This window comes from Streptomyces antibioticus, from assembly GCF_002019855.1.
Lineage (GTDB): Bacteria > Actinomycetota > Actinomycetes > Streptomycetales > Streptomycetaceae > Streptomyces > Streptomyces antibioticus_B.
In genome coordinates this window covers 2,938,059-2,961,353 of the sequence record NZ_CM007717.1, presented here as the reverse complement: position 1 = coordinate 2,961,353, position 23,295 = coordinate 2,938,059, and the positions used below count along the sequence as shown (strand labels likewise).

Here is a 23,295-nt window from a genome sequence, read left to right as displayed (position 1 = left end):
CTTGCAGGGGAGGGGATTTGAAATGTTTCGCGGGAGCGGTGGGCATGCTACGTTCGACAACGAGTCTGGTGTCAGACGGACTCGGCCGATTTCCTCGGCGCACGCGTCGGTTGACGCGGGGGCGGGACGGGGGACATGTCATCTGCCTGCGCGGGTGGCCGGTCGGGGCTGTCGTACGCTCGCCGGTCGCCTTCTTCAGTGGAAGGAAGCTCGGTGAGCGCCAATCAGAAGAGGCTCGTCGCCTTCGTGTTCTGTGTTCTGGTCTCGCTGGTCCTGGGTCTGGTCTCGGGGCTGACGGCGGCCGTGCTGGGGGCGTCCGCGCTGGCCTCGGTCTCGGCGGGCGGGGGTGCCGTGGTGGCCCTGCTCGGCATCGGCGTCGCGGCGCTGGCCCTCTTCGACTTCACCGACACCCGGCAGGCACCGGTACAGGTACGGGGACAGGCGCGGTCGTTCAGCCGGTGACGCCCGCCGGCTCCCGTACGTCCGTCTCCGCGGCCAGTCGGGACGCCGTGCGTTCCGCGGTGCGGCGGCCCCAGGGGCCCGTCGTCAGGACGCCGACGGTGAGGACCAGGGCGCCGCAGGCGGTGAGGATCCACCAGCCGGGGACGGCGGCGGAGACGAAGGTCTCGCGGTACGCCGACGTCGTCACGCCCGCCGCCAGGACCGCGCCGACCACCGCGACGCCCAGGGTCTGGCCGAGCTGCCGGCTGGTGGAGGCGACCGCCGCCGCCACGCCCGCCTGGCTGCGGGGCATCCCGGAGACCGCCGTGTTGGTGATCGGCGCGTTCACGAAACCGAAGCCGATGCCGAACAGCACATAGCCGAGGAACAGCGTGACGTTCGAGGTCTCCGCGTCGAAGGCGGCGAAGAGCAGCGCGCTCGCCGTCATCGCGGACCCCGCGATCGCGAGGGGCAGCCGTGGCCCACGGGTGCCGACCAGGCGTCCGGACAGCGGCGCGCACAGGAAGGTCGGCACCGCCATGGGCAGCATCCACAGGCCGGCGTGCAGGGCGTCCAGTCCCCGTACGTTCTGGAGGTACAGCGTGGACAGGAAGAGGAAGCCGCCCAGCCCGGCGAACGCGCTGACCGCGACCACCGTCGCCCCGCTGAACGGCGCCGAGCGGAAGAAGCGCAGGTCGATGAGGGGTTCGGCGCGGCGTGGCTCGTACCGCAGGAGTCCGATCAGCGCGGCCAGGGCGACCGCCGCGAAGGGCCCGCTGGTCGAGACGCCGTCCTCCGGCGCCTCGATGATCGCGTACGTCAGGGAGCCGAAGAGCGCGATGACCAGGAGCTGTCCGACCGGGTCGGGGCGGCGCGGCCGGGGCGCGCGGGACTCGGGGACGAAGCGGAGGGTGAGCAGCAGCGCGGCGAGGCCGACCGGGAGGTTGAGCCAGAAGATCGAGCGCCAGCCCACCGACTCCACCAGCAGCCCGCCCACCAGCGGGCCCGCGGCCATCGAGATGCCGACGACCGCGCCCCACACCCCGATCGCGCGGGCGCGTTCGCGCGGGTCGGTGAAGGTGTTGGTGATGATCGACATGGCGACCGGGTTCAGCATGGAGCCGCCGACCGCCTGCACCATCCGCGCCGCGATCAGCAGCTCCAGGTTCGGCGCCAGCGAGCACAGCAGGGAGCCGGCCGCGAACACCACCAGGCCCGCCATGAAGACCTTCCGGCGCCCGATCCGGTCGGCGGTGGACCCGGCCAGCATCAGCAGCGTGGCCAGGACGAGGGTGTAGGCGTCGATCGTCCACTGGAGCCCGGCCGTCGTGGCGTGCAGATCGCGCTCCATGGAGGGGAGGGCGACATTGAGGACGGTGTTGTCGAGGCTCACGATCAGCAGGCTCATACAGCAGATCGCGAGGACCAGCATCCGGCGGCGGGGGCTGAGCTCGGGCATGCGGTTCATCGTACGCCGGGTTCAATAGTGCGTCTAACTAATGGTTGTTACATGATCATGTCGGGCGCCCCTCATTGCCCGTCGCCCGATGCGCGACAATGGGGCAATGCCCACGACCGCGCCCACGAGCACCCGGACCCTCCGGGTCGGCCCGCACAGCGTCCAGCCGCCCGTCGTACTGGCCCCCATGGCCGGTATCACCAACGCCCCCTTCCGCACCCTGTGCCGGGAGTTCAGCGGCGGCAAGGGCCTCTTCGTGAGCGAGATGATCACGACCCGGGCGCTGGTCGAGCGCAACGACAAGACCATGCAGCTCATCCACTTCGACGCCACCGAGCGCCCGCGCTCGATCCAGCTCTACGGCGTCGACCCCGCGACCGTCGGCAAGGCCGTCCGCATGATCGCGGAGGAGGACCTCGCCGATCACATCGACCTGAACTTCGGCTGCCCCGTCCCCAAGGTCACCCGCAAGGGCGGCGGCTCCGCGCTCCCCTACAAGCGCCACCTGCTCCGCGCGATCCTGCGGGAGGCCGTGAGCGGCGCCGGGGACCTTCCGGTGACCATGAAGATGCGCAAGGGCATCGACGACGACCACATCACCTACCTCGACGCGGGCCGGATCGCCGTCGAGGAGGGCGTCACCGCGATCGCGCTGCACGGACGCACCGCCGCCCAGCACTACGGCGGCACCGCCGACTGGGACGCCATCGCCCGGCTCAAGGAGCACGTCCCCGAGATCCCCGTGCTCGGCAACGGCGACATCTGGTCCGCCGAGGACGCGCTGCGGATGGTGCGCGAGACCGGGTGCGACGGCGTGGTGGTCGGACGCGGCTGCCTCGGGCGGCCGTGGCTCTTCGCCGACCTGGTCGCGGCCTTCGAAGGCCGCCCCGAGGACATCGCGCGGCCCTCGCTGCGGGAGGTCGCCGACGTCATGGTGCGCCACGCCCGTCTCCTCGGGGAGTGGATCGGCGACGAGTCCAAGGGTGTCGTCGACTTCCGTAAGCACGTCGCCTGGTACCTCAAGGGCTTCGCGGTCGGGTCGGAGATGCGCAAGCGGCTCGCCATCACCTCATCCCTGGAGGAACTCCGGTCCGGGCTCGACGAGTTGGACCTCGACCAGGCGTGGCCCACGGGCGCGGACGGGCCCCGCGGCCGGACGTCCGGCAACAACCGGGTGGTGCTGCCGGACGGCTGGCTGAAGGACCCCTACGACTGCGCGGGCGTCGGCGAGGACGCGGAACTGGACACGTCCGGCGGCTGAACCGCCGCGTGGCGGTGGGCGGTTCGGCCGGTCGGTCGATCAGCCCGTGGTGGGGTGCGGGGTCGAGCCGTACGCCGTCAGGAAGCGGTCGCGGAACGAACTCATCTTCCACACCGGGGCGTCGTGGGCCGGCTTCAGCCCGTCCGTCCAGTTCCAGCCGGCGATCTTGTCGAGGACCTTCGGGTCCTTGGCGACGATCGAGATCGGCACGTCCCGGCTGGCGTTCTGGCCGCTGACCCGGGAGATGGGCTGGTGGTCGCCGAGGAAGACCAGGACCGTGTCGTCGGTGCCGTAGCGCTCCAGCCACTCGGTGAGCGCGGTCACCGAGTACTGCACCGACTTGCCGTACTCCTCACGGGACTTGGTGGAGTCGGCGATGACGTCCGGCGCCTTCTTGCCGGCCTCCTGGATGGCGTCGAAGACCGAGCCGTCCCCGAGTTCGTCCCAGCCGACCATCGTCGGGATCGGCGCCCACGGCTGGTGGCTGGAGGTCAGGATGATCTCCGACATCAGCGGCTTGTCGCGCTCCTTGCCGTGCTCCAGCTTCTGGAACGCCTCCAGCGCGTACTGGTCCGGCATGGTCGACCAACTGAACTTCGGTCCCTGGTAGCCCATCTGGAAGGCGTTGTAGACCTTGTCGAGGCCGTAGAACTCCGCCTCCGGCCATGCCTTCTGCACCCCGGGCATGACGCCGACCGTGTCCCAGTCGCCGGTCTTCTGGAACGCCTTGGTGAGGGAGAGGTGGTCGCTCGCCATCACGGTGCGGTAGCGCTGCTGGTTGTCCACCCACAGGCCGGACAGGGTGGTGGAGTGCCCGAGCCAACTGCTGCCGCCGTACGTCGCCGAGGTCAGCCAGCCGCTCTTGGCGTGGAAGCCGGCCTTGGCGAGGGCGGCGGTGCGGGTCTCCAGGGTGGCGTCGACGCCGGGGGCGATGATCGGGTCCTCCACGGCGCTGCGGCCGTAGCTCTCGATGAAGGCGAAGATCATGTCCTTGCCGCGCAGGTCGGGCACGAGCTGGTCGGGCGGGGTGTTGCCGAAGGTGTCGCTGCGGGCGACCTTCGCGAACTCGGCCTCGTCGCGCAGCGTGTCGCGCACCTGCCGCACCTCGGAGGTGACCCGGTTCGCGACGCGGTCGGAGGCGACCGGGATCCCGGCGTACTGGAGACCGAGCACGGAGCAGGCGATCCACGCGGTGCCCGCGATCAGCGTCCCCTGGGTCGAGCGGCGGGGGTGGCGCGCGAGGATGTTGCCCAGCCGGACGGTCGCCAGCGCCATCAGACCCAGCACCAGGACGACCAGCAGGACGACCCCGATCGCCGCGAGCGCCGCGACGGTCCCGCCCATCGAGTCGGCGAGGTAGGACTGGGCGTCGTCCAACAGCCCCCAGTCGAGCACCAGGTTGAAGTCCCGCCCCAGGTACTCCAAGAACCCGATGTCCAGCAGATTGAGCACGGTCAACGCCCCGAGCAGCGTCCCGGCCCCCGCGGCCACCGCGATCCGCGTCCGCCGCGGCAGGGCCAGCAGCACGGCCGCCCCGATGATCGCCTCCCCGGGTATCCGGGTGAACCGGTTCATCTGAAGCGCGGCCATCCGATTGGGCAACAACAACGCCCCGACCACCAGCACGAGCGCCAGGACGGTCACCCCCCACCACACGCCTCGCGCAACCCGCGGATACCGCCCCCGCCAGCCGCGCGGCACGCCGGCTTCGGCCTCGGCGCCACCGGCATCGACATCCGCCGGGCCGACGGCCGACTCGTCCCCGGGCTCCTCGGCCACAGCCTCGCCGGCCGTCGCGGGGGACGCCTCGGACGCAGGCACCGTTTCCGAGGCGGACTCCGCCTTTTTCCCCTCGGCGTCCCCCTCGCCGACAGGCGCCTCGCCCTCGGGTTCACCGGCCCCCGTCGGCACCTCCCCGACCACCCCGTCGGCTTCCTCGACCTCGACGGCGTCCTCCGCCCCCGCCGGATCCGGCGTCCCCTTCGCGGGGTCCAGCGGCTCAGGGGCGTGGGGTGAGGGAGAGCGTGTGGAGACAGGCACCCGAGGGTCCTTCCGTGCGAAGCCCGGTGGTTCGGTGGGGCCGACGTCGGTCGTCGGATCCGCCTCAGTTTCGTACGGCCTGCTCCCGGCCCGTGTTCAGCCCCCCGCCCCACTCCTCGGCAAACTCCGCGCAAAGGGGGCGCTACGCCCCGCCCACCGCCGTGAGCAGCGCCAACGGTGCCGCCGCCGCCCGGGACTCCCGTACGCACGCGTGCGGGTAGGGCACCGGCTCCGCGTGGGTGTCGCGGCCGTAGCCGGCGAGGACCTCCGGCAGCCGGTGCCCGGTGGCCGTCGCCGCGTCGACCATCGCGTGGGCGACCGTACGCGCCTCGTCGTGCAGGCCGTAGCGCGCGAGCCCCAGCGTGATCAGCGCGTTGTCGTGCGGCCAGACCGAACCCCGGTGGTACGACAGCGGGTGGTACGCCGGCTGCCCGGCGGCCAGCGTGCGCACCCCCCACCCCGAGAAGAAGTCCGGTTCGAGGAGTCTGCGGCCCACGACCTCCCCGTACTCCTTGTCCAGCAGCCCCGACCACAGCAGATGCCCGGCGTCGGAGGCCAGCGCGTCGACCTGGCGGCCCTCGCCGTCCAGCGCGAGCGCCGGGAAGGACCGGTCCCGCATCCAGAAGTCCCGCTGGAACCGGTCCCGCAGATCCGCCGCCGCCTGTTCGAGCAGCGCGGCGTACGTCTCGTCGTCCCACACCGTGCGCGACAGCCACGCCGTGCGGCGCAGCGCGTCGTAGGCGTACCCCTGGGCCCCCGCCGCCACGACCGCTCCGGTGGCGCGGGTGCCGTCCGCGGAGCAGATGGCGCCGGGGGAGTCCTTCCAGTTCTGGTTGGCGAGGCCGCCCTGGTCGGCGCGGTAGACGAGGTACCCGCGCGAGGTCAGCCCGCCGTGGTCGAGCATCCAGCCGACGGCCGCGCGGGCGTGGGACTCCAGTCGGCGGGCCGTCCCCGAGTCCCCGGTCCGCTCGACGTACGCCCCGAGCAGCACCAGGAACAGCGGTGTCGCGTCCACCGAGCCGTAGTAGCGGCCGTACGGCACCTGCCCGAAGTGGGCCAGCTCCCCGTGCCGCACCTCGTGGACGATCTTGCCGGGCTGGGACACCGCCCGCGGCCCGGTCTCGGTGGCCTGGGTCGCGGCGAGCGCCGGGAGCGTGGCGGCGGCGAGCCCGGGCCGGTAGGGGAGGGCGAAGAGGGAGGTGAGGAGGGCGTCCCGGCCGAGCAGGGTCAGGAACCAGGGTGCCCCGGCCGCCGGCACCCGGAGTTCCTCACCGTCCGGACCCGTCGCGTGGACCTGGAGCGCGGCCAGATCCGCGAGCCCTCGAACACATGCGGACGCGAGTTCGGGCCACACCGTAGGAAAAGCCACCCCTTCCACGAACTCGTTCTCCTGCGCAAGTAGCTTTTCGGCCACTGTCGCGGGGGAGCGCGGCACCCGCAGTGCCCGCTTCTCCCCGTGCGGCCTGGCCATCACGCGCAGGACGAGTTCGGCGCTGCCGTGGGGTTCGATCTCCAGCTTCCAGACCAGCCGCCGGGCGCCGGTCCCGGTCTCCTCGACGGCGTCCGGGGCGGGCTCGGCCGTCACCGTCGTACAGGACGTCCACTCACCGCGCCGGTAGGAGAACTCCACGCCGTCGTCGAGCACCTGGCGCCCGCGCACCGCGCCCGTCTTGGCGTACGTACGGTGGTCGGAGCGCAGCTCGAACTGGTCGGCGAAGTCGGCGTCGACCGTGACCGCGAGCCGGACCGTCGTCGCGGCCGGACGGTTGCCGACCACCCGCAGCGACTCCACGAACGAGCTGTCGCCGACCGCCTGCTCACGGAAGACCGTGCAGGCCGACGGCTCGTTGCGCCCGCCGCGCGGCACGAGCACGCACCGCGCGGTGTCCCCGTCCCCGACCGGCGCGAGCGTCTCCGGTACGGCGCCGTCGACCGTGAGCTGCCAGCGGCTGAGGTGGCGGGCGTCCCGTACGAACAGCCCCTCGGGGAAGGAGCCCGTACCCCGTACGCCGCTGATGTCCCCGCGGTCGTCCACGGCGGCGAACGTCCCGCCGTGCACGAGCAGATGATGCCGGTCCGTCATCCCCGGTCCCCTCCCTTGAAAACCGTGCTGGTGGTGGTTGTGCTGTCCTGGTGCAGGAGGTCGAGCGTGAGCGCGGCCGTCCAGCCGAAGCCCGTGGTGCCGCAGCCCTCGCCGGTGTACGGATCGACGTACTCGGCGAAGTCCGAGGTGAGCGCGGTGTCCAGCACCGCCTCGCGCAGCGCGTCCGCCTCGGCCGGCCGGCCGTGCAGCCGCAGCCCGCGCTCGATCAGCCAGCCGGTGTTGAACCAGGCCGGGCCGCGCCAGTAGCGGTGCGGGTCGAACGCCTCACCGAGCAGGTCGTAACTGGGCACGAGCCGGGTCGTCGTCCCGAGCCCGAAGTGCGGGCCGCGCAGCGTCCGTACGACGGCGGAGACCACCTCGCGCGCCAGGCCGGGCAGGATCAGCGGGACCAGCCCGGAGACCCCCCGCTCCCCGACGAGCGTGCCGCCGCGCACGTCCCGGCACAGGAACAGACCCCGCTCCGGGTCCCACAGCCGGTCCACCAGCGCGGCCGTCAGCCGCTCCGCGCGCGCGTGCCGGGCGGTGGCCTGCGCCCCCAGCTCGTGCGCGATCCGCGCGAGGGCGTGCTCGGAGGCGATCAGCAGCGCGTTGAAGGAGGGGTCCTCGACGGCGAACTCCCCGCCGCCGTCGGCGTACCCGCCGTCCCGGTAGCCGGCCGCGAGCCGCACGTACCGCCCGTAGTCCAGGTCCGTCGGCCGGTCCTCGGCCGCCCCGTGGTCGAGGTCGGCGCGGCGGAAGGAGCGGGCCGGGGCCGGGGTGACCCGGGCGAGCGGGGCGTCCCACGCGGGCGCGTTGTCCATCCCCTGCTCCCACGGGTGGACGACCGACACCAGCCCGCCGCCGCCCAGGTCCCGCCGGTGCAGCAGATAGCGGTGCCAGGCGGCCAGCCGCGGGTAGACCCGGGCGAGGAAGCCGCGCGCGCGGGACAGCTCCGGGTCGGCGCGGTGCACCAGCCAGGCCGCCAGCGCGTGCACCGGTGGCTGCACGATGCCGGAGGTCTGTACGGTGCGCGGGGCGCCCGCAGCGCGCCCCGCGGTCGAGGAGCGCCAGAAATCGGGGCTCGGGAAGTACGCGTCGAGCGGTACGGAGGGGTTGAACACGATGTGCGGGACGCGTCCGTCGCCCCACTGGGCGGCCAGCAGCGTCTCCAGTTCCGTCTGGGCCCGGCGCGGCGAGACGTGCCGCAGCCCGATCGCGATGAACGCGGAGTCCCAGGACCACTGGTGCGGGTACAGACCCAGGGAGGGCACCGTGGAGGTGCCGGTCCAGTTGCGCTCCAGCACCTCCTCCGCCCCGCGGCGCAGGACGCTCCGGCCGGTGGTCCGCGCGTCGCCGCCCGGGGCCCTGACGTGCGGCGACCCCGGCGGAGCCGCCGGGTCGTATACGACGGTGCACTCCGCCGGGCGGGCGATGAGCTGGGTGGTCCGATCCACTCGGGGCTCCCCGAAGACGACAGAGCCGCTGGGTTCGGCAGCGGCTACCGTAGGGTTACGTCTATTTAACACGCAAAACTCAATATGTAATGCAAGCTTGAGAAACACAAGGGGGTGCGCATGACGGGACGCGGTCAGGCCAGCGCCGGAGATCTGCTCGAACTGGTCCGCACGGGACGCGCGACGACCCGCGGTGCCCTCCAGCAGGTGACCGGCATGTCCAGAGCGACCGTCGGACAGCGCCTGGAGCGGCTCTTCCGCGCCGGCTGGCTGCGCGAGGGCGCCGGCGGCCCGGTCGACTCCCCGCTCGGCGGCCGTCCCTCCATCACGCTGGAGTTCGACGACGCGCACGCCGTGGTGCTCGCCGCCGACCTGGACACCCGGCACGCCCGCGCGGCCGTCCTGACGCTCACCGGCGAGATCCTCGCCGAGCACTCCGGCACGCTGGTCGTCGAGGACGGCCCGGACACCGTGCTCGGCGAACTGGGCGGCTGGTTCGCCGAACTGCTGGTCAAGGCGGGCCACGGCGCCGAGGAGGTCTGCGGCATCGGCCTCGCCGTCCCCGGCCCGGTCGACAGCGAGACCGGCCTCGTCGTCCAGCCGCCGATCATGCCCGGCTGGGACGGCTACGACATCCGCGGCCGGCTCGCGCGGGCCTTCGCCGAGCGCACCGGCCGCCCGGGCACGGTCCCGGTCCTGGTCGACAACGACGCCAACCTCATGGCGTACGGCGAACAGCGCACCGGCCACCGCGACTGCTCGGCGTTCGTGCTGGTCAAGGTCTCCACCGGCATCGGCGCCGGGGTCGTGGTCGACGGCTCGATCTTCCGGGGTGTCGACGGCGGCGCCGGGGACATCGGCCACATCCGGATCCCCGAGGGCGCGGAGTCGCTCTGCCGCTGCGGGTCGTACGGCTGTCTCGCCGCCGTCGCCAGCGGTGGCGCGGTGGCCCGCAGGCTCGCCGAGGCCGGGGTGCGGGCGGCCTCCGGCTCGGACGTACGGGACCTGCTCGCCTCGGGGCACCCGGAGGCGGCCGCGCTGGCCCGCGAGGCCGGGCGGCTGGTCGGGGACGTGCTGGCGACGGTCGTCACGCTGCTCAACCCCGGGGTGCTGATGATCGCCGGGGACCTGGCCGGGACCCCCTTCCTCACCGGTGTGCGCGAACTGCTCTACCAGCGGGCGCTGCCGCGCTCCACGGCCCGGCTGGACGTGGTGACGTCCACGCTGGGGGAGCGGGCCGGACTGGTGGGCGCGGGCGCGCTGGTGGTGGAGCACCTGTACGCGCCGGAGCGGGTGGAGGAGCGGTTGCTGGCCCTGGGGGTCTGAGGGACCCTGTGTGGCAGGCGCGTTTCCTCCGGAGAGACGTGCTGTGACCTGTCTCGGGACCCGTCCGCATGGTGACATCGCGGCCCTCGCTGAAGCGTGATTCTCGCCACCCCTGAGGGGTGCTGTGCTCAGATGAGCGGATCATGAGCGACTGCACAACATCAAGGGGTGGCACTGAGTGCCACCCCTTGATCGTTCATCGATCGAACTCAGATGTACCCTTGGTCTGCTCATGTGAGCAGCCTGGGGGCGGTTTGACGGTCTGTGTCTTCAAGAAGTGAAAACATCAGCGGCCCTGCGCTTGCCAAGCTTTGACTTTCGATCCGGTGGCGGACGACTGGTTACAGGCGCATGACGCGTAAGTGGACGTACCCAGGTGCCTTCGATCTGGGTATGTTCCTCGCCGTCAGGGCAGCCACCGCGTCCTCGAGGAGTCGAGACCCGTGTCGGAAAACAAAGATCTCCAGGTAGCCGAGCCGGCCACGAGCGTTGAGGGCGTGAAGTTCGTTTACGACTTCACCGAGGGCAACAAGGACCTCAAGGACCTCCTCGGTGGCAAGGGCGCCAACCTCGCCGAGATGACCAACCTGGGCCTTCCCGTCCCTCCGGGATTCACGATCACCACCGAGGCCTGCAAGGTCTACCTCGACAGCGGCGAGGAGCCGGCGGCACTGCGTGACGAGGTGAGTGCGCACCTCGACGCGCTGGAGCGGCGCATGGGCAAGAAGCTCGGCCAGGCCGACGACCCGCTGCTGGTCTCCGTCCGCTCGGGCGCCAAGTTCTCCATGCCCGGCATGATGGACACCGTCCTCAACATCGGCCTCTCCGACAAGTCGGTCCAGGGCCTGGCCGTCCAGGCCGGCGACGACCGCTTCGCCTGGGACTCCTACCGCCGTCTCATCCAGATGTTCGGCAAGACCGTCCTCGGCGTCGACGGCGAACTCTTCGAGGACGCCCTCGAAGCCGCGAAGACCGCCAAGAAGGTCACCGTCGACACCGAGCTGGAGGCCGCCGACCTCAAGAAGCTGGTCACCCGCTTCAAGAGGATCGTCAAGACCGAGGCCGGCCGGGACTTCCCGCAGGACCCGCGCGAGCAGATGGACCTCGCCGTCAAGGCCGTCTTCGACTCCTGGAACGGCGACCGCGCCAAGCTCTACCGCCGCCAGGAGCGCATCCCGCACGACCTCGGCACCGCCGTCAACGTCTGCTCGATGGTCTTCGGCAACCTCGGCCCCGACTCCGGCACCGGCGTCGCCTTCACCCGCGACCCCGCCTCCGGCCACCAGGGCGTCTACGGCGACTACCTCCAGAACGCCCAGGGCGAGGACGTCGTCGCCGGCATCCGCAACACCGTCCCGCTCGCCGAGCTGGAGAAGATCGACAAGAAGTCCTACGACCAGCTCCTCCAGATCATGGAGACGCTGGAGAACCACTACAAGGACCTCTGCGACATCGAGTTCACCATCGAGCGCGGCCAGCTCTGGATGCTCCAGACCCGGGTCGGCAAGCGGACCGCGGGCGCGGCCTTCCGTATCGCCACCCAGCTCGTCGACCAGGGCCTGATCGACGAGACCGAGGCGCTCCAGCGCGTCACCGGCGCCCAGCTCGCGCAGCTCATGTTCCCCCGCTTCGACGAGGACGCGAAGGTGGAGAAGGTCGGCCGGGGCATCGCGGCGTCGCCGGGCGCGGCGGTCGGCAAGGCGGTCTTCGACTCGTACACCGCCGTCAAGTGGTCCCGCTCGGGCGAGAAGGTCATCCTGGTCCGCCGGGAGACCAACCCCGACGACCTCGACGGCATGATCGCGGCCGAGGGCATCCTGACCTCCCGCGGCGGCAAGACCTCCCACGCGGCCGTCGTGGCGCGCGGCATGGGCAAGACCTGTGTGTGCGGCGCCGAGGAGCTGGAGGTCGACACCAAGCGCCGCCGGATGACGGTGCCGGGCGGCCATGTGGTGGAGGAGGGCGACGTCATCTCGATCGACGGCTCCTCCGGCAAGGTCTACCTGGGCGAGGTCCCGGTCGTCCCGTCCCCCGTCGTGGAGTACTTCGAGGGCCGGATGCACGCCGGCGCGGACGACGCCGACGAACTGGTCGAGGCCGTCCACCGCATCATGGCGTTCGCCGACCGCAAGCGCCGCCTGCGGGTGCGCGCCAACGCCGACAACGCCGAGGACGCGCTGCGCGCCCGTCGCTTCGGCGCCCAGGGCATCGGCCTGTGCCGCACCGAGCACATGTTCCTCGGCGACCGGCGCGAGCTGGTGGAGCGCCTGATCCTGGCGGACACGGAGACCGAGCGCGAGGAGTCCCTCAAGCAGCTCCTGCCGCTCCAGAAGAAGGACTTCGTCGAGCTGTTCGAGGCGATGGACGGCCTCCCGGTCACGATCCGTCTCCTCGACCCGCCGCTGCACGAGTTCCTCCCGGACATCACCGAACTGTCGGTCCGCGTGGCGCTGGCGGAGGCCCGCAAGGACTCCAACGAGAACGACCTGCGCCTCCTCCAGGCGGTGCACCGCCTCCATGAGCAGAACCCGATGCTCGGCCTGCGCGGCGTACGCCTCGGCCTGGTCATCCCCGGCCTGTTCACCATGCAGGTCCGCGCGATCGCCGAGGCGGCCGCCGAGCGCAAGAACGCCAAGGGCGACCCGCGCGCGGAGATCATGATCCCGCTCGTCGGCACGGTCCAGGAGCTGGAGATCGTGCGCGACGAGGCCGACGAGGTCATCGCCGAGGTCGAGGCGGCGACGGGCGTGGCCCTGAAGCTGTCGATCGGCACGATGATCGAACTCCCGCGCGCCGCGCTGACCGCCGGTCAGATCGCGGAGGCGGCGGAGTTCTTCTCCTTCGGCACGAACGACCTCACCCAGACGGTGTGGGGCTTCAGCCGGGACGACGTGGAAGCCTCCTTCTTCACCGCCTACCTGGAGAAGGGCATCTTCGGCGTCTCCCCCTTCGAGACCATCGACAAGGACGGCGTCGGCTCCCTCGTCGCCGCGGCGGCGAAGGCGGGGCGCGAGACCCGCCCCGACTTGAAGCTCGGCGTCTGCGGCGAGCACGGCGGCGACCCGGAGTCCGTCCACTTCTTCCACGAGGTCGGCCTCGACTACGTCTCCTGCTCCCCGTTCCGCATCCCGGTCGCCCGCCTCGAAGCGGGCCGGGCGGCGACCCAGTCCCAGGGCAGCGACCACCGCTGACCTGCCCGTGAACGGGCGGGACCTTGTCGGTCCCCGCCCCCTTGACCCGGAGAACGGGCGGGACCCTGCTGCTTCCCGCCCCCTTGATCCCTGAGAACGGGCGGGAGCCTGTCGGTCCCCACCCCCTTGACCCGGAGCCGCCGCCGGTCCCCGACCCTCACCGATCGCCGACGGCTCCGGCACGCAAGACGAGGGCGACACCCTGTGCGGGGGTGTCGCCCTCTGTGCGTTTCGGGCCTTGTGGTTTTCGGCGGGGGTGGCTGGAAGTCGATCGCCTGATGTGGTGGTGATGGGGCAGGCAGATCGTTTCTCTCTGTTTTGGTGCCGTTACAGTCCGTGATGACTCGGTGGCTGTGGGAGCCGCTGGTGCATCGCGGAGGTTTGGCATGAAGAGGGTAGTGCTCGGCGTGGCCGCGCTCAGTCTGGTGTTCGGGGCGGCGGTGGCGGCGTTTGCTTCGCCGCAGAAGGCGAAGATTCCCGATCTCCTCTCCCGTGGAGTCGAGTTCACGGACGCCAGCTACCGGTTCAACCGTCCTGGGGTCAACCACGGGGCGTTCGAGTGGCAAGGACTCCTCAAGGACGCGTTGCCCGACGACCGGCACAACGTCTATGTCGACGTAAAGATCGAAGGGCACAACTGGGTTCGCTACTACGGCAAGCAGGGGCGTTCCGTCCTGCTGCACAAGTCCAACTGGGACGGAGCGCAACGCTACACGGGGGACGCGCGGCTCCGGGTGTGCCGCGACCGGGGCAGCCTGCGTCCCGACAACTGCGCGCCGCTCCAGATCCTGTCGTACGACTGGGACCACGCCTGAGATCGTCCGTGCTCTGAGCCCAGGTGCGTGCGCCTGGGCTCGTGCTCTTGATAGGGGAACAAGATCAGTACGTCAGAAGTCTTGTCCGCCAAGGGAGTCGATCTCTTCTACGGCGACACCCCGGCCGTCCGGGACGCGGAGATCTCCCTGCGGCGAGGAGAGGTCGCGGCGATCACCGGCCAGAGCGGGTCCGGCAAGTCCTCGTTGCTCTACTGTCTGGCAGGCGTGCTGCCGGTTGCGCGTGGCGAGGTCTGCTTCGAGGGCCGCGCACTTGGCGCGCTCGGTGACGACGAACTCAGCACGCTCCGTCGTGAGCGGTTCGGCTTCGTGTTCCAGTACGGCGAGTTGCTGCCCGAGCTGACCGTCGAGGAGAACACGGCGCTGCCGCTCTGGCTGGCCGGCCGACGCAAGCCCGAGGCGCTGGCGGCGGCCGGTGACATTCTCGGTCGGCTCGGCCTGGCGGATCTGCGCGAGCGGCGCCCCTCGCAGGTGTCGGGCGGCCAGAGTCAACGTGTGGCGGTCGCAAGGGCGTTGGTGCACAAGCCCGCCGTGGTGTTCGCCGACGAGCCGACCGGCTCGCTCGACAGCGGAAATGCCACCGCCGTGCTCGAGGAGTTTCTCCTCCTGGCGCGATCGCAAGGAACCGCGGTGGTCCTTGTCACCCATGACGCACAGGTGGCAGCCCAGGCGGACCATCGCTACACGATGCGCGACGGGATCCTCACCGCTCAGGTGCGGGAGGCGTCATGAGGGAACTCCTGCTCGGCCTGCGGCTGTTGCTGGGCAGCGGGCGGGGCAACCGGGTGCGTTTCCTGCTCATGACGGCGGGCAGTGCGATCGGGGTGTGCTGTCTGGCCGTCGTCCTGGCGATTCCCGGCATTCTGGCCGCCCAGGATGCTCGCAAAGCCGCTCGTGAGCCCGACTGCTCGAACGGCCGCGGCGCCTGTCTCTCGACCTCCGGCGAGGGGCGTGCGCTTCTACGAGTGGATCCCTACGGCTCCGAGGCCCTGACCCGGATCTTCGTCGCCGAGGGAAATACGCCGATCGACCCGCCCCCTGGCCTGGACCGGCTGCCCGGCCCACGTGAGGTCTATGTGTCCCCTCGGCTGCACACGCTCAGCGCACTCGATCGGGACCTGGCCCGTCTCCTGCCGGGCAAGGAAGAGGGGCTCATCTCGGCCCAGGGGCTGGCGCACCCCGACGAGCTGTACGCCTACATCGGCGGAAGCCGTGAGGAGCTGAGGGACGGCGGGCATCTGTCCGCCTTCGGCGGGAGATCCGCGCGCTACCCCACGGTGGAGCCCTCCACCCTCGACATCCTGCGCTTCACCCTGGCCGGCGTCGTGCTGCTTCCCCTGGCCGTCTTCCTCTCCGTCTGCGCTCGGCTCTCCGCCGCTTCCCGGATGAGGCGGTTGGCCGCGCTGCGCCTGCTCGGGCTGAGCAGGAAGGGCACACAGCGGGTCAACGCGGCCGAGACCGTGGCCGCCGCCGTCCTGGGCTCCGCGCTGGGCCTAGGCGCCTACTGGGTCGTCAATCAGTTGGTCTCGCGCACGGGACTGCCCGGATTCAAGTGGTACCCGGCCGACGGCTCGCTGTCCGGATACCCGCTTCTCGTCTGCCTGGTGGGCTGTCCGACGCTGGCCTGGTTCGTCGGCCGGATCGGGGCGAGGAAGGCCGCCGCCAACCCGTTGGCCGTACGACGTAGCGCCATGGAGGAGCCGCCCCGGCTGTGGGGGCTGTTGCCGCTGGTGCCGGGGCTGACCATCGTCATCGGGTACTGCGTGGCGGGCGCCACCGGTAACGTCCCGACGGACACAGCGCTTTCCTCGATCCTGATGCCACTGGCGGTCGTACTGGTCGGCACGGGGCTGGTGCTGTCGCTTCCGCTGCTTTCCCGGTTCTTGGCCCGGAACGTGGCCCGCACCACCGGATCGCTGCCGCTGCGCCTGGCCATGCGCCGCAACGAGGTGGAACCGGGCGGGGCTGTGCGTGTGGCGACCGGGCTGGTGCTGCTGGTCTTCGCCGCCTCCCTCACCCAGGGAGTACTCATCGAACTGGACCAGGTGTCCAAGAACAATGCGCCGGTCCAGCTCTACACGATGTCCCTGCGTGCCGTTCCCCAGGAGGACGAGCGGGCCATGACCGAGGTGCCGGGGGTTCTGGGGCACGCTGTGCTGACGCGATCGTGGACCGACCCGGAGAGCGAGGTCTTCCGGCCGAGCACCGAGGTCGTGGTCGCCACGTGCGGGCAGTTGCGGAAGATGGCGTCGTCCGTTGAGAACTGCGTCGATGGACAACTTGCGCGGCTGAGCGTTCCGGACCGCGCGGGTGCGGAGATCGGTGAAACCGGCAGCCGATTCCCCCTGCACCTGCAGAACTCCGCAGGGGAGCTCGAAACCGTTGTGGTTCGGATGCCACGTCGGATCATTCAGTACCAGGATGACTCGCTGACGCAGTTGGCCGGCAGTGGCGCGGTTCTGATCCCGCCGTCATCTTTGCCCGTCGGCTATCGCCCCCAAGACGATGCCACCTTGGCCCTCATGAGCCGCTCCGACCCCGAGACCGTGGTCTCCGTGCTCGCCGGCATCGCAGATGTCGACCCCACGATCGAGGTCGACACGAACGGTGTCGACGCCGCGGCTCTTGAGCAGATCACCGTCATCAAGACGCTCCTCGCCGTGGGCATGGTGCTCGGGCTCGTCATCGGGGTCGCCGCCTACCTCGTCGCCGCCACCGACCGGGCCGTGGAACGCCGGCCGCAGGTCACCGCGTTGGCGCTGCTCGGGGCCAAGCCCCGGACCCTGCGGGCCGTCCAGGTCGCTCAGGTCGTCCTGCCGCTGGCCCTCGGGCTCGTGCTCGCCGTGACGACCGGGAAACTGGCCGAGTCCAGCTACCTGGTGACCGGAGGCGGGGCGATCTTCTGGGACGGCGCCGGGATTCCATTGCTGCTTGCGTGTGCCCTGGGCGTGGTGGTGATCGCCACCCTCGGATCCCTGCCGTTGGTCGGGCGGCGTATCGACCCGGAGTTGATCCGTCGGGACTGATGGTTGGGGGGCGGGGCGGAGATCGCCGCTGGCTCTGATCCGGGGTCAGGCAGGTGCGTCGGTGGGGATCGGACGTCAGCGCGATCGTTCGTTGAAGTCCCTGATCAGAGAAGGTAGTTCGAGGAGGCTCTCCACTCGGAAGGTGGGGAGCTTCTCGGCTTCCTCGGTTTGCCATTGGATCGTTGCCCAGGGGCCACGGCGGATCAGCGCGGTGTGCATGCCGGCGGCGACGGCCGGTCGGAGGTCGTTGTCGATGCGGTCGCCGACGTAGAGGATCTCGTCGTGGGCGAACGGGCTGGCCTCGGCGACGCGCTCGAAGAAGAGTGGGTCGGGTTTGCTGGCGCCCCAGTCGTCGGAGGTGGCGATCAAGTCCACTTCCTTCGAGAAGAGTTCGCGGAGGATCGACCCGGCGCGGACGGTCTGGTTGCCGGCGATGCCGAGCCACAGACCGTCCGCCCGCAGCGCCGCGAAGGTGTCGCGTACGTCGGGGTACAGGTCGGACTCCCCGAAGGTCTCCGGCTTACCGGCCTCCGCCCGCCGCTCGCGCTCCGGGTACAGGTCGAAGCCCGGCCGGAACTCCTGGAACGTCTCGCGGTAGTCCCGTCCCTGGGCGATGACCGCGCCGAACATGGCCGCGAACGTGTGACGCGGTACGCCGAGCCAGTCGGCCCAGGCGCCGTATTCGCGCGTCTCGTCCACGAGGCACTCGCCGACGTCGAAAACCACTGCACGAATCATGGTCGCAGCGTAACCGGGTGCGCGTCGGTAGGGTCCGGGGCATGAGTGATGCGTGGCGGAGAGATCGGATCGGGAGTGCTCTGCGGGGGGAGAATCCTGCTGTGGTGCGGCGGTTGGGGGACGGGTTTGCTGTGATGGGGGACGTGCAGTTTTTGCCCGGGTATTCCGTCCTGTTGGTGGATGAGCCTGGGGTGGGGCGGCTGTCCGAGTTGTCGCGGGGGAAGCGGTTGGGGTTTCTGGGGGACATGGATCGGCTGGGGGAGGCCGTCGAGCGGGCCTGTCGGCGGGTCGAGTCGGGGTTTCGGCGGGTCAATCTGGAGATCCTCGGGAACACCGATCCGTTTCTGCACGCGCACGTGTGGCCGCGGTTCGACTGGGAGCCCGAGGATCTCGTGGGGCGGCCGGTGTGGCTGTATCCGCCCGAGCGGTGGAGTGATCCGGAGTTCGCCCTCGGGCCGCGGCACGACGTGCTGCGCGCCGCCATCGGGGAGGAACTCGACCGGCTGACCTGAGAGTTGCTTCGGGAGTTACTCGCAGGCCGTGCCGTCTCCGTCGCGGTCGAGGTGGCGGCCGTAGCCGGGGTCGCCCGCGTGCAGCGGGGCCGCGCCTGCCGCCCTCGCCGCCGAGCAGTTCGCGTAATAGGCGGAGCCGCCGCCCGAGCCGCCCGAGCTGCCTGAGCCGCCGGAGCTGCTTGAGCCGCCTGAGCCGCCTGAGCCGCTCGTGTCCGAGCGAGCTGCCGGCTTCGCCGTCACCGTCTTCGTCACGCGGACCGTTTCCGTCGCCGTCACCGTCGTCGCCGGTTCCGGGGTGGGCGGTGGGGCGGTCTCCGTTTCCGTCGCGGTGACCGTCACCGTCGGGCGGGGCTTCGCCGCGGCCGGTTCGGTGGTGTTCTCGCCGTCGCCGCCTATGCCGACGCCGATGAAGAGGGCCAGCGCCAGGGCGGGCAGGACGTACCGCTTCCGGGCCCAGCGGGGAGCGGCCGGGCCCGGAGCGGGGGGAGGAGTGGTGGCGTACGGGTTGCTCATGTCGTCCCCTGAGGTGTCGATGCGAGGAGGACGACGTTATGGGGGCTTTCGGAGATGTGGAGGAGATGTGTTCATTCTGTGACCACCGCCTCCACCGCCTCCACCGCCTCCACCGCCTCCACCGTCTCAGGCGCTACGCGCGGAACGGGCCCGTCACCTCGTACGTGATCCCGCCCGACGAACTCCCGCTGGTCCCCCGCTGACTGGAGAAGTACAGCCGCGTGCCGTCGGGGGAGAAGGCCGGGCCCGTGATCTCCGAGGACGACTGGCCGTCGATGCGCAGGAAGGGGGCTACCACGTCGTTCGGAGTGATGATGCAGATCTCCATGTTGCCGCCGTCCTCGGCCACGAACAGGTCGCCGGAGGACGAGCCCGTGACGTTGTCGACGCCGGTCAGCGGGGCCGCGCCGCCGGTCACCAGCGAGTCGTCGTAGGCGAGTTCGATGGTCTGGGCGGCCGCGTTGTACTGCCAGACGCGGTTGTCGCCCTTCGTCGTGAACCAGCAGGTGTTGTCGGCGTAGTGGCAGCCCTCGCCGCCGTTGAAGCGCTTCGCGCCGGACACCTGGTTGCGGGTCGCGGTGGCGCCGGTCGGGTCGGGGACCGTCGCCCAGGTGACCGGGCCGCTCGTGCCGCTGCCGGCGACCAGTACCTCCAGCGTGCCGGAGGACAGATTGCCCCAAGTCGTGGGCCGGAAGCGGTAGAAGCAGCCGTTCGTCTCGTCCTCCGTCAGGTAGATCACCTTGCGGACCGGGTCGGCGGCCGCCGCCTCGTGCTTGAAACGGCCCAGCGCGTCCCGGCGGACGGCGGCCTGCACACCCCAGGGATCCGTCTCGTAGACATAGCCGCGGTCCACCTCCTCGCACGACAGCCAGGTGTTCCACGGGGTTTTGCCGCCCGCGCAGTTCTGCCGGGTGGAGGAGAGGATGCGGTACGCCCCCGTGATCGCGCCCGCCGCCGAGAACCGCACCGCGCTCGCCCCGCCCGACGGGTTGATCTCCGAGTTGGAGACGTAGATCCAGCCCGTGCCGTCCGCGTAACAGGCGCCGCCGTCCGGGGCGTTGTGCCAGGTGTACGACGTCCCCGACACCGTCTGGCCGGAACGGGCGACGACCCGGCTGCTGAAGCCCGCGGGCAGCCGGATGCCGTTGGCGTTCGGTGAACCGAGGGCCCCGTACGGGCCGGTGCCCGGCTGGGCCGGGGCGGCGTACGCGGCGCCGCGCCAGAGGGTGCCGCCGAGGACGGCCGCGGAGCCGCCGATCGCGGCCGTGCGCAGGAAGGTACGACGTTCCACGCTCACTCCCGAGGGTGTGTGAACGGCCCGGCGACGGTCGGCGCCGGGGTCGTGCGCTGCCGAACGCTAGAAGTGCCGGGTGGCGGGGCCATGGACGGGCCGTGACCGGGAGATGCGCGGTGTGTGACTGGCGGTGTGTGACCGGCGGTGGAGCCGCCCCCCCCCGAGAAGGATCAGCGGAAGTAGTCGTAGCTCGGGCCCGGGGTGCCCTCGCCCTCCCCGTACGACCGCCCCTGGTCCGACCCGTAGACGGACCCGTAGCCGGGCCCGTAGTCCGACCCGTAGACGGACCCGTAGTCCTGCGCGTACTCCTCCGCGTACCGCTGCGCGAAGTCCTCCGGCATCGGGGTGGTGTCCAGGTAGAACCACTCCGCCGTGGGGCCGGGGGCTCCCGCGGATGTCGATGCCGATGCCGATGCGGGTACGGACACCGGTCGGCGGGGCAGCGGGTCGAGCCGCGCTGCGGCTCGGGCGGAAGCCTCGTCCGGGACGCTCTCCGGTTCCCGGTCCGCCTCCGTCGGCAGCCGTTTCGCCGGTCCCGGCATCAGAAGCTCCACCCGTAGGCCCTTGCCGCGCTGCTGGGCGGTGAACTCCTCCACCTGGCTGCGGCAGGCGTGGTCGAGGTGGGTCACCCCGGTGAGGTCGAGCCGGATGCGCGGCTTGCCCGCCTCGGCGGCCGCCTCCAGGGCCTCGATGACCTGCGGCAGCCGCAGGAAGGTCGCGTTGCCCGCCATGACGACCTTCGCCGTGTCCTCTTCGACGTGCTGCCGGATCACGGTCTGCGACATCCGCACCGCGGCCAGCACGATGCCCGCCGCCAGTCCGAACAGCACGCCCTCCAGCAGGGCGGTCGCCACGATGACCAGCGTCGTCAGCGTCATGACCGCGAACTCGCCCCGGTCCTGCCGCCACATCTTCGGGAACTCCTCCGGTGCGAACAGCTTCCAGCCGCTGTGCACGAGCACGCCCGCGAGGACCGAGATCGGGATCAGGGCGAGGACCTGGGGGAGGAGCAGGGCGAAGGCCAGCAGCCACAGGCCGTGCAGGGTGCGGGAGAGCCGGGTCTTCGCGCCCGCCTGGACGTTCGCCGAACTACGGGCCACCACCGCCGTGATGGGCAGCGCGCCGAGCAGACCCGCGATCGTGTTGCCGGCGCCCTGGGCGATCAGCTCGGGGTTGTAGCGGGTGCGCGGTCCGTCGTGCATACGGTCCACCGCGGCCGCCGTGAACAGCGACTCCGCGGAGGCGATCACCGTGAAGGTGAGGATCGCCGTGATGATGCCGACGTCCGCGAGCCCCGCGAACTGCGCCGGCCCCGGCATGTCGACGCTGGCGAGCAGATTGCCCACCTGGAGCGTCTTCACCTCGACGCCCGGGAGCGCGGCGACCGCGATGCCGATGCCGACGGCGACCAGCGCGGCCGGGACCTTGCGGACAGGGCCCGGCACCTTCTTCCACAGGAAGCTCAGGACGACCGTGACGGTGCCGAGGCCGGCCGCGATCAGCGCCTGCGGGTCGGCGAACGTGTCCGCGAGCAGCCCGGGGACACCGGCCATGTTCTCCAGCGGGGTGCCGGGCGCCTTCGCGTCCATCGCCGGGTACGCCTGGCTGAACATCAGCGGCAGCCCGATCCCGGCCAGCATGCCCTGGACGACGGCCAGGGAGATCGCCTGGAAGAACCGGCCCAGGCGCACCAGGCCGAGGACGATCTGGAGCAGGCCCGAGAAGAGCACGATCACCCCGAGCATGGCCACGCCGTACTCCAGCACGGTCTCCGCGACCAGCGCGGCGAGACCGGCGGCCGGGCCGCTCACCTGGAGCGTGCTGCCCCGGGCGGCGCCCACCACCAGACCGCCGATGACACCCGAGATGATGCCCAGTTCGGCGGGGACACCGGAGGCGACGGCCACCCCGATGCACAGGGGGAGGGCGACCAGGAAGACGACGAGGGACGCGGTGATCTCGGTGGCCAGGTCGCCCTTGGGGACCGTCTTGGGCGCGCGGGACGAAGGCGGCGGTGAGGACGCCATGTCGCTGACGTCCATGACCTCCATGACCTCCATGGCATCCATCGCGTCCATGTCGTCCCAGCCACGCGTCGCGTACCCCTCCGACGCCCTCGGCGGATCGCTCACCGTCGGCGCGTCCGTCGGCCGCGGCGGGAACGGCAGCCCACCCGCCTCCCGGAACGTACGCCCCGGACCCGGGCTCGAACCCGGACCGGAACCCGGACCCGGACCACCGGGACCCCCCGCTCCACCCCGCCCCCGCGCGTGCCGCGCATGCGTCCCGCTCATGCCGCGTGCACCCGGAACAGGCCGTCCTCGTCCAGCTCCTGCACCCGGCCGGTGTCCACCTCGTAGTACCAGCCGTGCAGCCGCAGCCGTCCCGTGTCCAGCCGGCGCCGCGCGGACGGGTAACTCCGCAGCGCGGCCAACTGGTTGACGACATTGAGCTGGGAGACGTCCGGGAGGCGCGGATCCGCCACGTCCCCGTCCAGTACGGGTGCCAGCCGGGGGCGGGCCAGTTGCAGCCACGCGTCCACCCCGGGCAGGGCGGACAGGTCGTCGCCGGACTTGAGGGCGCCCATCGCGCCGCAGTGGGAGTGGCCGCACACCACGATGTCCTGAACGCCGAGCACCTCCAGCGCGTACTCGATGGTGGCGGCCTCGCCCGAGGCGCCCTGGCCGCCGTGCGGTGGAACGATGTTTCCCGCGTTGCGCAGCTCGAATATCTCGCCGGGTCGCGCGCCCGTTATCAGGGCTGGAATCACCCGGGAGTCCGAGCAGGTGATGAACAATGCCTCGGGATATTGGCCTTCGGCCAGCCGCTGATATTCGCCGCTTTCGAAGTCGACCCGTCGTTTGAACGAGCGGGCGCGATCCAGCAGGGCTTTCATGCAGTCCTCCCAGGTCAGGGCTGGTGTGTCAGGGGATTCGACCAGTCCTTCATCACCGTAGAGGAGCCATTGCCAGGCGAAGGTTAGAGGAACACTAAACGGCCGACAAGAAAGGGACATTTTTTGATCGGCGCTGAGCTTCTGCTCACATCGCATGACTTCCGTACGGTGTTCTGATGACCATTCTTGTAGCGTGACGAGTCCATGGAGCACGCGAATTCGGTTTAC

At 70.9% G+C, this 23,295-nt stretch carries 17 protein-coding genes; 8 read left to right on the top strand and 9 right to left on the bottom strand.

The annotated features are described in order from the left end of the window. Positions 1–213 precede the first annotated feature (213 nt). Positions 214–462 carry a hypothetical protein gene (locus tag AFM16_RS13130; protein WP_078633419.1) on the top strand — a complete coding sequence of 83 codons (249 nt, stop codon included), beginning with the start codon at positions 214–216 and terminating at the stop codon, positions 460–462. Here AFM16_RS13130 and AFM16_RS13125 read toward each other — a convergent pair. Next, positions 452–1,900, bottom strand: coding sequence for an MFS transporter (locus AFM16_RS13125; RefSeq protein ID WP_078636928.1), 1,449 nt, complete (start codon positions 1,898–1,900; stop codon positions 452–454). The genes AFM16_RS13130 and AFM16_RS13125 overlap by 11 nt on opposite strands. A gap of 106 nt (positions 1,901–2,006) precedes the next feature. Here AFM16_RS13125 and dusB point away from each other — a divergent pair, with 106 nt between their 5' ends. Continuing rightward, the gene (dusB, locus tag AFM16_RS13120; protein WP_078633418.1) at positions 2,007–3,161 is read left to right on the top strand and encodes a tRNA dihydrouridine synthase DusB; all 1,155 of its coding nucleotides are present in this window, start codon (positions 2,007–2,009) and stop codon (positions 3,159–3,161) included. Positions 3,162–3,200: 39 nt separating this feature from the next. Here the strand turns inward: dusB and AFM16_RS13115 are convergent, their stop codons facing one another. From AFM16_RS13115 to AFM16_RS13105, 3 genes are all read right to left on the bottom strand, one after another. Next, complete coding sequence (locus AFM16_RS13115; protein ID WP_078633417.1) at positions 3,201–5,201, bottom strand: CDP-alcohol phosphatidyltransferase; 2,001 nt, start codon at positions 5,199–5,201, stop codon at positions 3,201–3,203. 142 nt (positions 5,202–5,343) lie between these two features. Further along, a complete protein-coding gene (locus tag AFM16_RS13110) occupies positions 5,344–7,284 on the bottom strand; it encodes an amylo-alpha-1,6-glucosidase (RefSeq protein ID WP_078633416.1) in 1,941 nt (646 codons plus the stop codon). Then, complete coding sequence (locus tag AFM16_RS13105; protein WP_078633415.1) at positions 7,281–8,738, bottom strand: amylo-alpha-1,6-glucosidase; 1,458 nt, start codon at positions 8,736–8,738, stop codon at positions 7,281–7,283. Before AFM16_RS13105 ends, AFM16_RS13110 begins: the two co-directional genes overlap by 4 nt. A gap of 120 nt (positions 8,739–8,858) precedes the next feature. Here AFM16_RS13105 and AFM16_RS13100 point away from each other — a divergent pair, with 120 nt between their 5' ends. From AFM16_RS13100 to AFM16_RS13080, 5 genes are all read left to right on the top strand, one after another. Further along, a complete protein-coding gene (locus tag AFM16_RS13100; protein ID WP_078633414.1) occupies positions 8,859–10,064 on the top strand; it encodes an ROK family protein in 1,206 nt (401 codons plus the stop codon). A gap of 443 nt (positions 10,065–10,507) precedes the next feature. Next, positions 10,508–13,255, top strand: coding sequence for a pyruvate, phosphate dikinase (gene ppdK / locus AFM16_RS13095; protein ID WP_030779072.1), 2,748 nt, complete (start codon positions 10,508–10,510; stop codon positions 13,253–13,255). A 386-nt stretch (positions 13,256–13,641) separates the two neighbouring features. After that, positions 13,642–14,070: a hypothetical protein gene (locus tag AFM16_RS39975; RefSeq protein WP_245177687.1), complete on the top strand. Its 429-nt coding sequence runs from the start codon at positions 13,642–13,644 to the stop codon at positions 14,068–14,070. An 81-nt stretch (positions 14,071–14,151) separates the two neighbouring features. After that, complete coding sequence (locus AFM16_RS13085) at positions 14,152–14,820, top strand: ABC transporter ATP-binding protein (protein WP_245177686.1); 669 nt, start codon at positions 14,152–14,154, stop codon at positions 14,818–14,820. Beyond that, positions 14,817–17,114: an FtsX-like permease family protein gene (locus tag AFM16_RS13080; RefSeq protein ID WP_078633412.1), complete on the top strand. Its 2,298-nt coding sequence runs from the start codon at positions 14,817–14,819 to the stop codon at positions 17,112–17,114. The genes AFM16_RS13085 and AFM16_RS13080 overlap by 4 nt, the downstream gene beginning before the upstream one ends. Before the next feature lie 75 nt (positions 17,115–17,189). Here AFM16_RS13080 and AFM16_RS13075 read toward each other — a convergent pair whose 3' ends face one another. Then, positions 17,190–17,852 carry an HAD family hydrolase gene (locus AFM16_RS13075; RefSeq protein WP_179123271.1) on the bottom strand — a complete coding sequence of 221 codons (663 nt, stop codon included), beginning with the start codon at positions 17,850–17,852 and terminating at the stop codon, positions 17,190–17,192. A 41-nt stretch (positions 17,853–17,893) separates the two neighbouring features. On the opposite strand from AFM16_RS13075, the gene AFM16_RS13070 reads away from it, so the two are divergent. Beyond that, complete coding sequence (locus AFM16_RS13070) at positions 17,894–18,364, top strand: HIT family protein (protein ID WP_078636926.1); 471 nt, start codon at positions 17,894–17,896, stop codon at positions 18,362–18,364. A 15-nt stretch (positions 18,365–18,379) separates the two neighbouring features. Here the strand turns inward: AFM16_RS13070 and AFM16_RS13065 are convergent, their stop codons facing one another. The 4 genes from AFM16_RS13065 to AFM16_RS13050 all read right to left on the bottom strand — a co-directional run bounded on the left by AFM16_RS13065 (position 18,380) and on the right by AFM16_RS13050 (position 23,067). Continuing rightward, positions 18,380–18,877, bottom strand: coding sequence for an excalibur calcium-binding domain-containing protein (locus AFM16_RS13065; RefSeq protein ID WP_078633410.1), 498 nt, complete (start codon positions 18,875–18,877; stop codon positions 18,380–18,382). Positions 18,878–19,010: 133 nt separating this feature from the next. Further along, positions 19,011–20,168 carry an alkaline phosphatase PhoX gene (locus AFM16_RS13060; protein WP_078633409.1) on the bottom strand — a complete coding sequence of 386 codons (1,158 nt, stop codon included), beginning with the start codon at positions 20,166–20,168 and terminating at the stop codon, positions 19,011–19,013. Positions 20,169–20,341: 173 nt separating this feature from the next. Further along, a complete protein-coding gene (locus AFM16_RS13055) occupies positions 20,342–22,198 on the bottom strand; it encodes a SulP family inorganic anion transporter (protein ID WP_245177969.1) in 1,857 nt (618 codons plus the stop codon). Between the two features lie 263 nt (positions 22,199–22,461). Then, on the bottom strand, positions 22,462–23,067 hold the full coding sequence (locus AFM16_RS13050) for a carbonic anhydrase (RefSeq protein WP_030779048.1): 606 nt from the start codon (positions 23,065–23,067) through the stop codon (positions 22,462–22,464). Positions 23,068–23,295 lie beyond the last annotated feature (228 nt).

What these genes read in the sequence shown, in the direction of transcription:
- AFM16_RS13125 (WP_078636928.1), bottom strand. Translation starts at nt 1,900, where the DNA reads ATGCCCGAGCTCAGCCCCCGCCGCCGGATGCTGGTCCTCGCGATCTGC.
- dusB (WP_078633418.1), top strand. Translation starts at nt 2,007, where the DNA reads ATGCCCACGACCGCGCCCACGAGCACCCGGACCCTCCGGGTCGGCCCG.
- AFM16_RS13110 (WP_078633416.1), bottom strand. Translation starts at nt 7,284, where the DNA reads ATGACGGACCGGCATCATCTGCTCGTGCACGGCGGGACGTTCGCCGCC.
- AFM16_RS13100 (WP_078633414.1), top strand. Translation starts at nt 8,859, where the DNA reads ATGACGGGACGCGGTCAGGCCAGCGCCGGAGATCTGCTCGAACTGGTC.
- AFM16_RS39975 (WP_245177687.1), top strand. Translation starts at nt 13,642, where the DNA reads ATGAAGAGGGTAGTGCTCGGCGTGGCCGCGCTCAGTCTGGTGTTCGGG.
- AFM16_RS13080 (WP_078633412.1), top strand. Translation starts at nt 14,817, where the DNA reads ATGAGGGAACTCCTGCTCGGCCTGCGGCTGTTGCTGGGCAGCGGGCGG.
- AFM16_RS13075 (WP_179123271.1), bottom strand. Translation starts at nt 17,852, where the DNA reads ATGATTCGTGCAGTGGTTTTCGACGTCGGCGAGTGCCTCGTGGACGAG.
- AFM16_RS13070 (WP_078636926.1), top strand. Translation starts at nt 17,894, where the DNA reads ATGAGTGATGCGTGGCGGAGAGATCGGATCGGGAGTGCTCTGCGGGGG.
- AFM16_RS13065 (WP_078633410.1), bottom strand. Translation starts at nt 18,877, where the DNA reads ATGAGCAACCCGTACGCCACCACTCCTCCCCCCGCTCCGGGCCCGGCC.
- AFM16_RS13055 (WP_245177969.1), bottom strand. Translation starts at nt 22,198, where the DNA reads ATGGCGTCCTCACCGCCGCCTTCGTCCCGCGCGCCCAAGACGGTCCCC.
- AFM16_RS13050 (WP_030779048.1), bottom strand. Translation starts at nt 23,067, where the DNA reads ATGAAAGCCCTGCTGGATCGCGCCCGCTCGTTCAAACGACGGGTCGAC.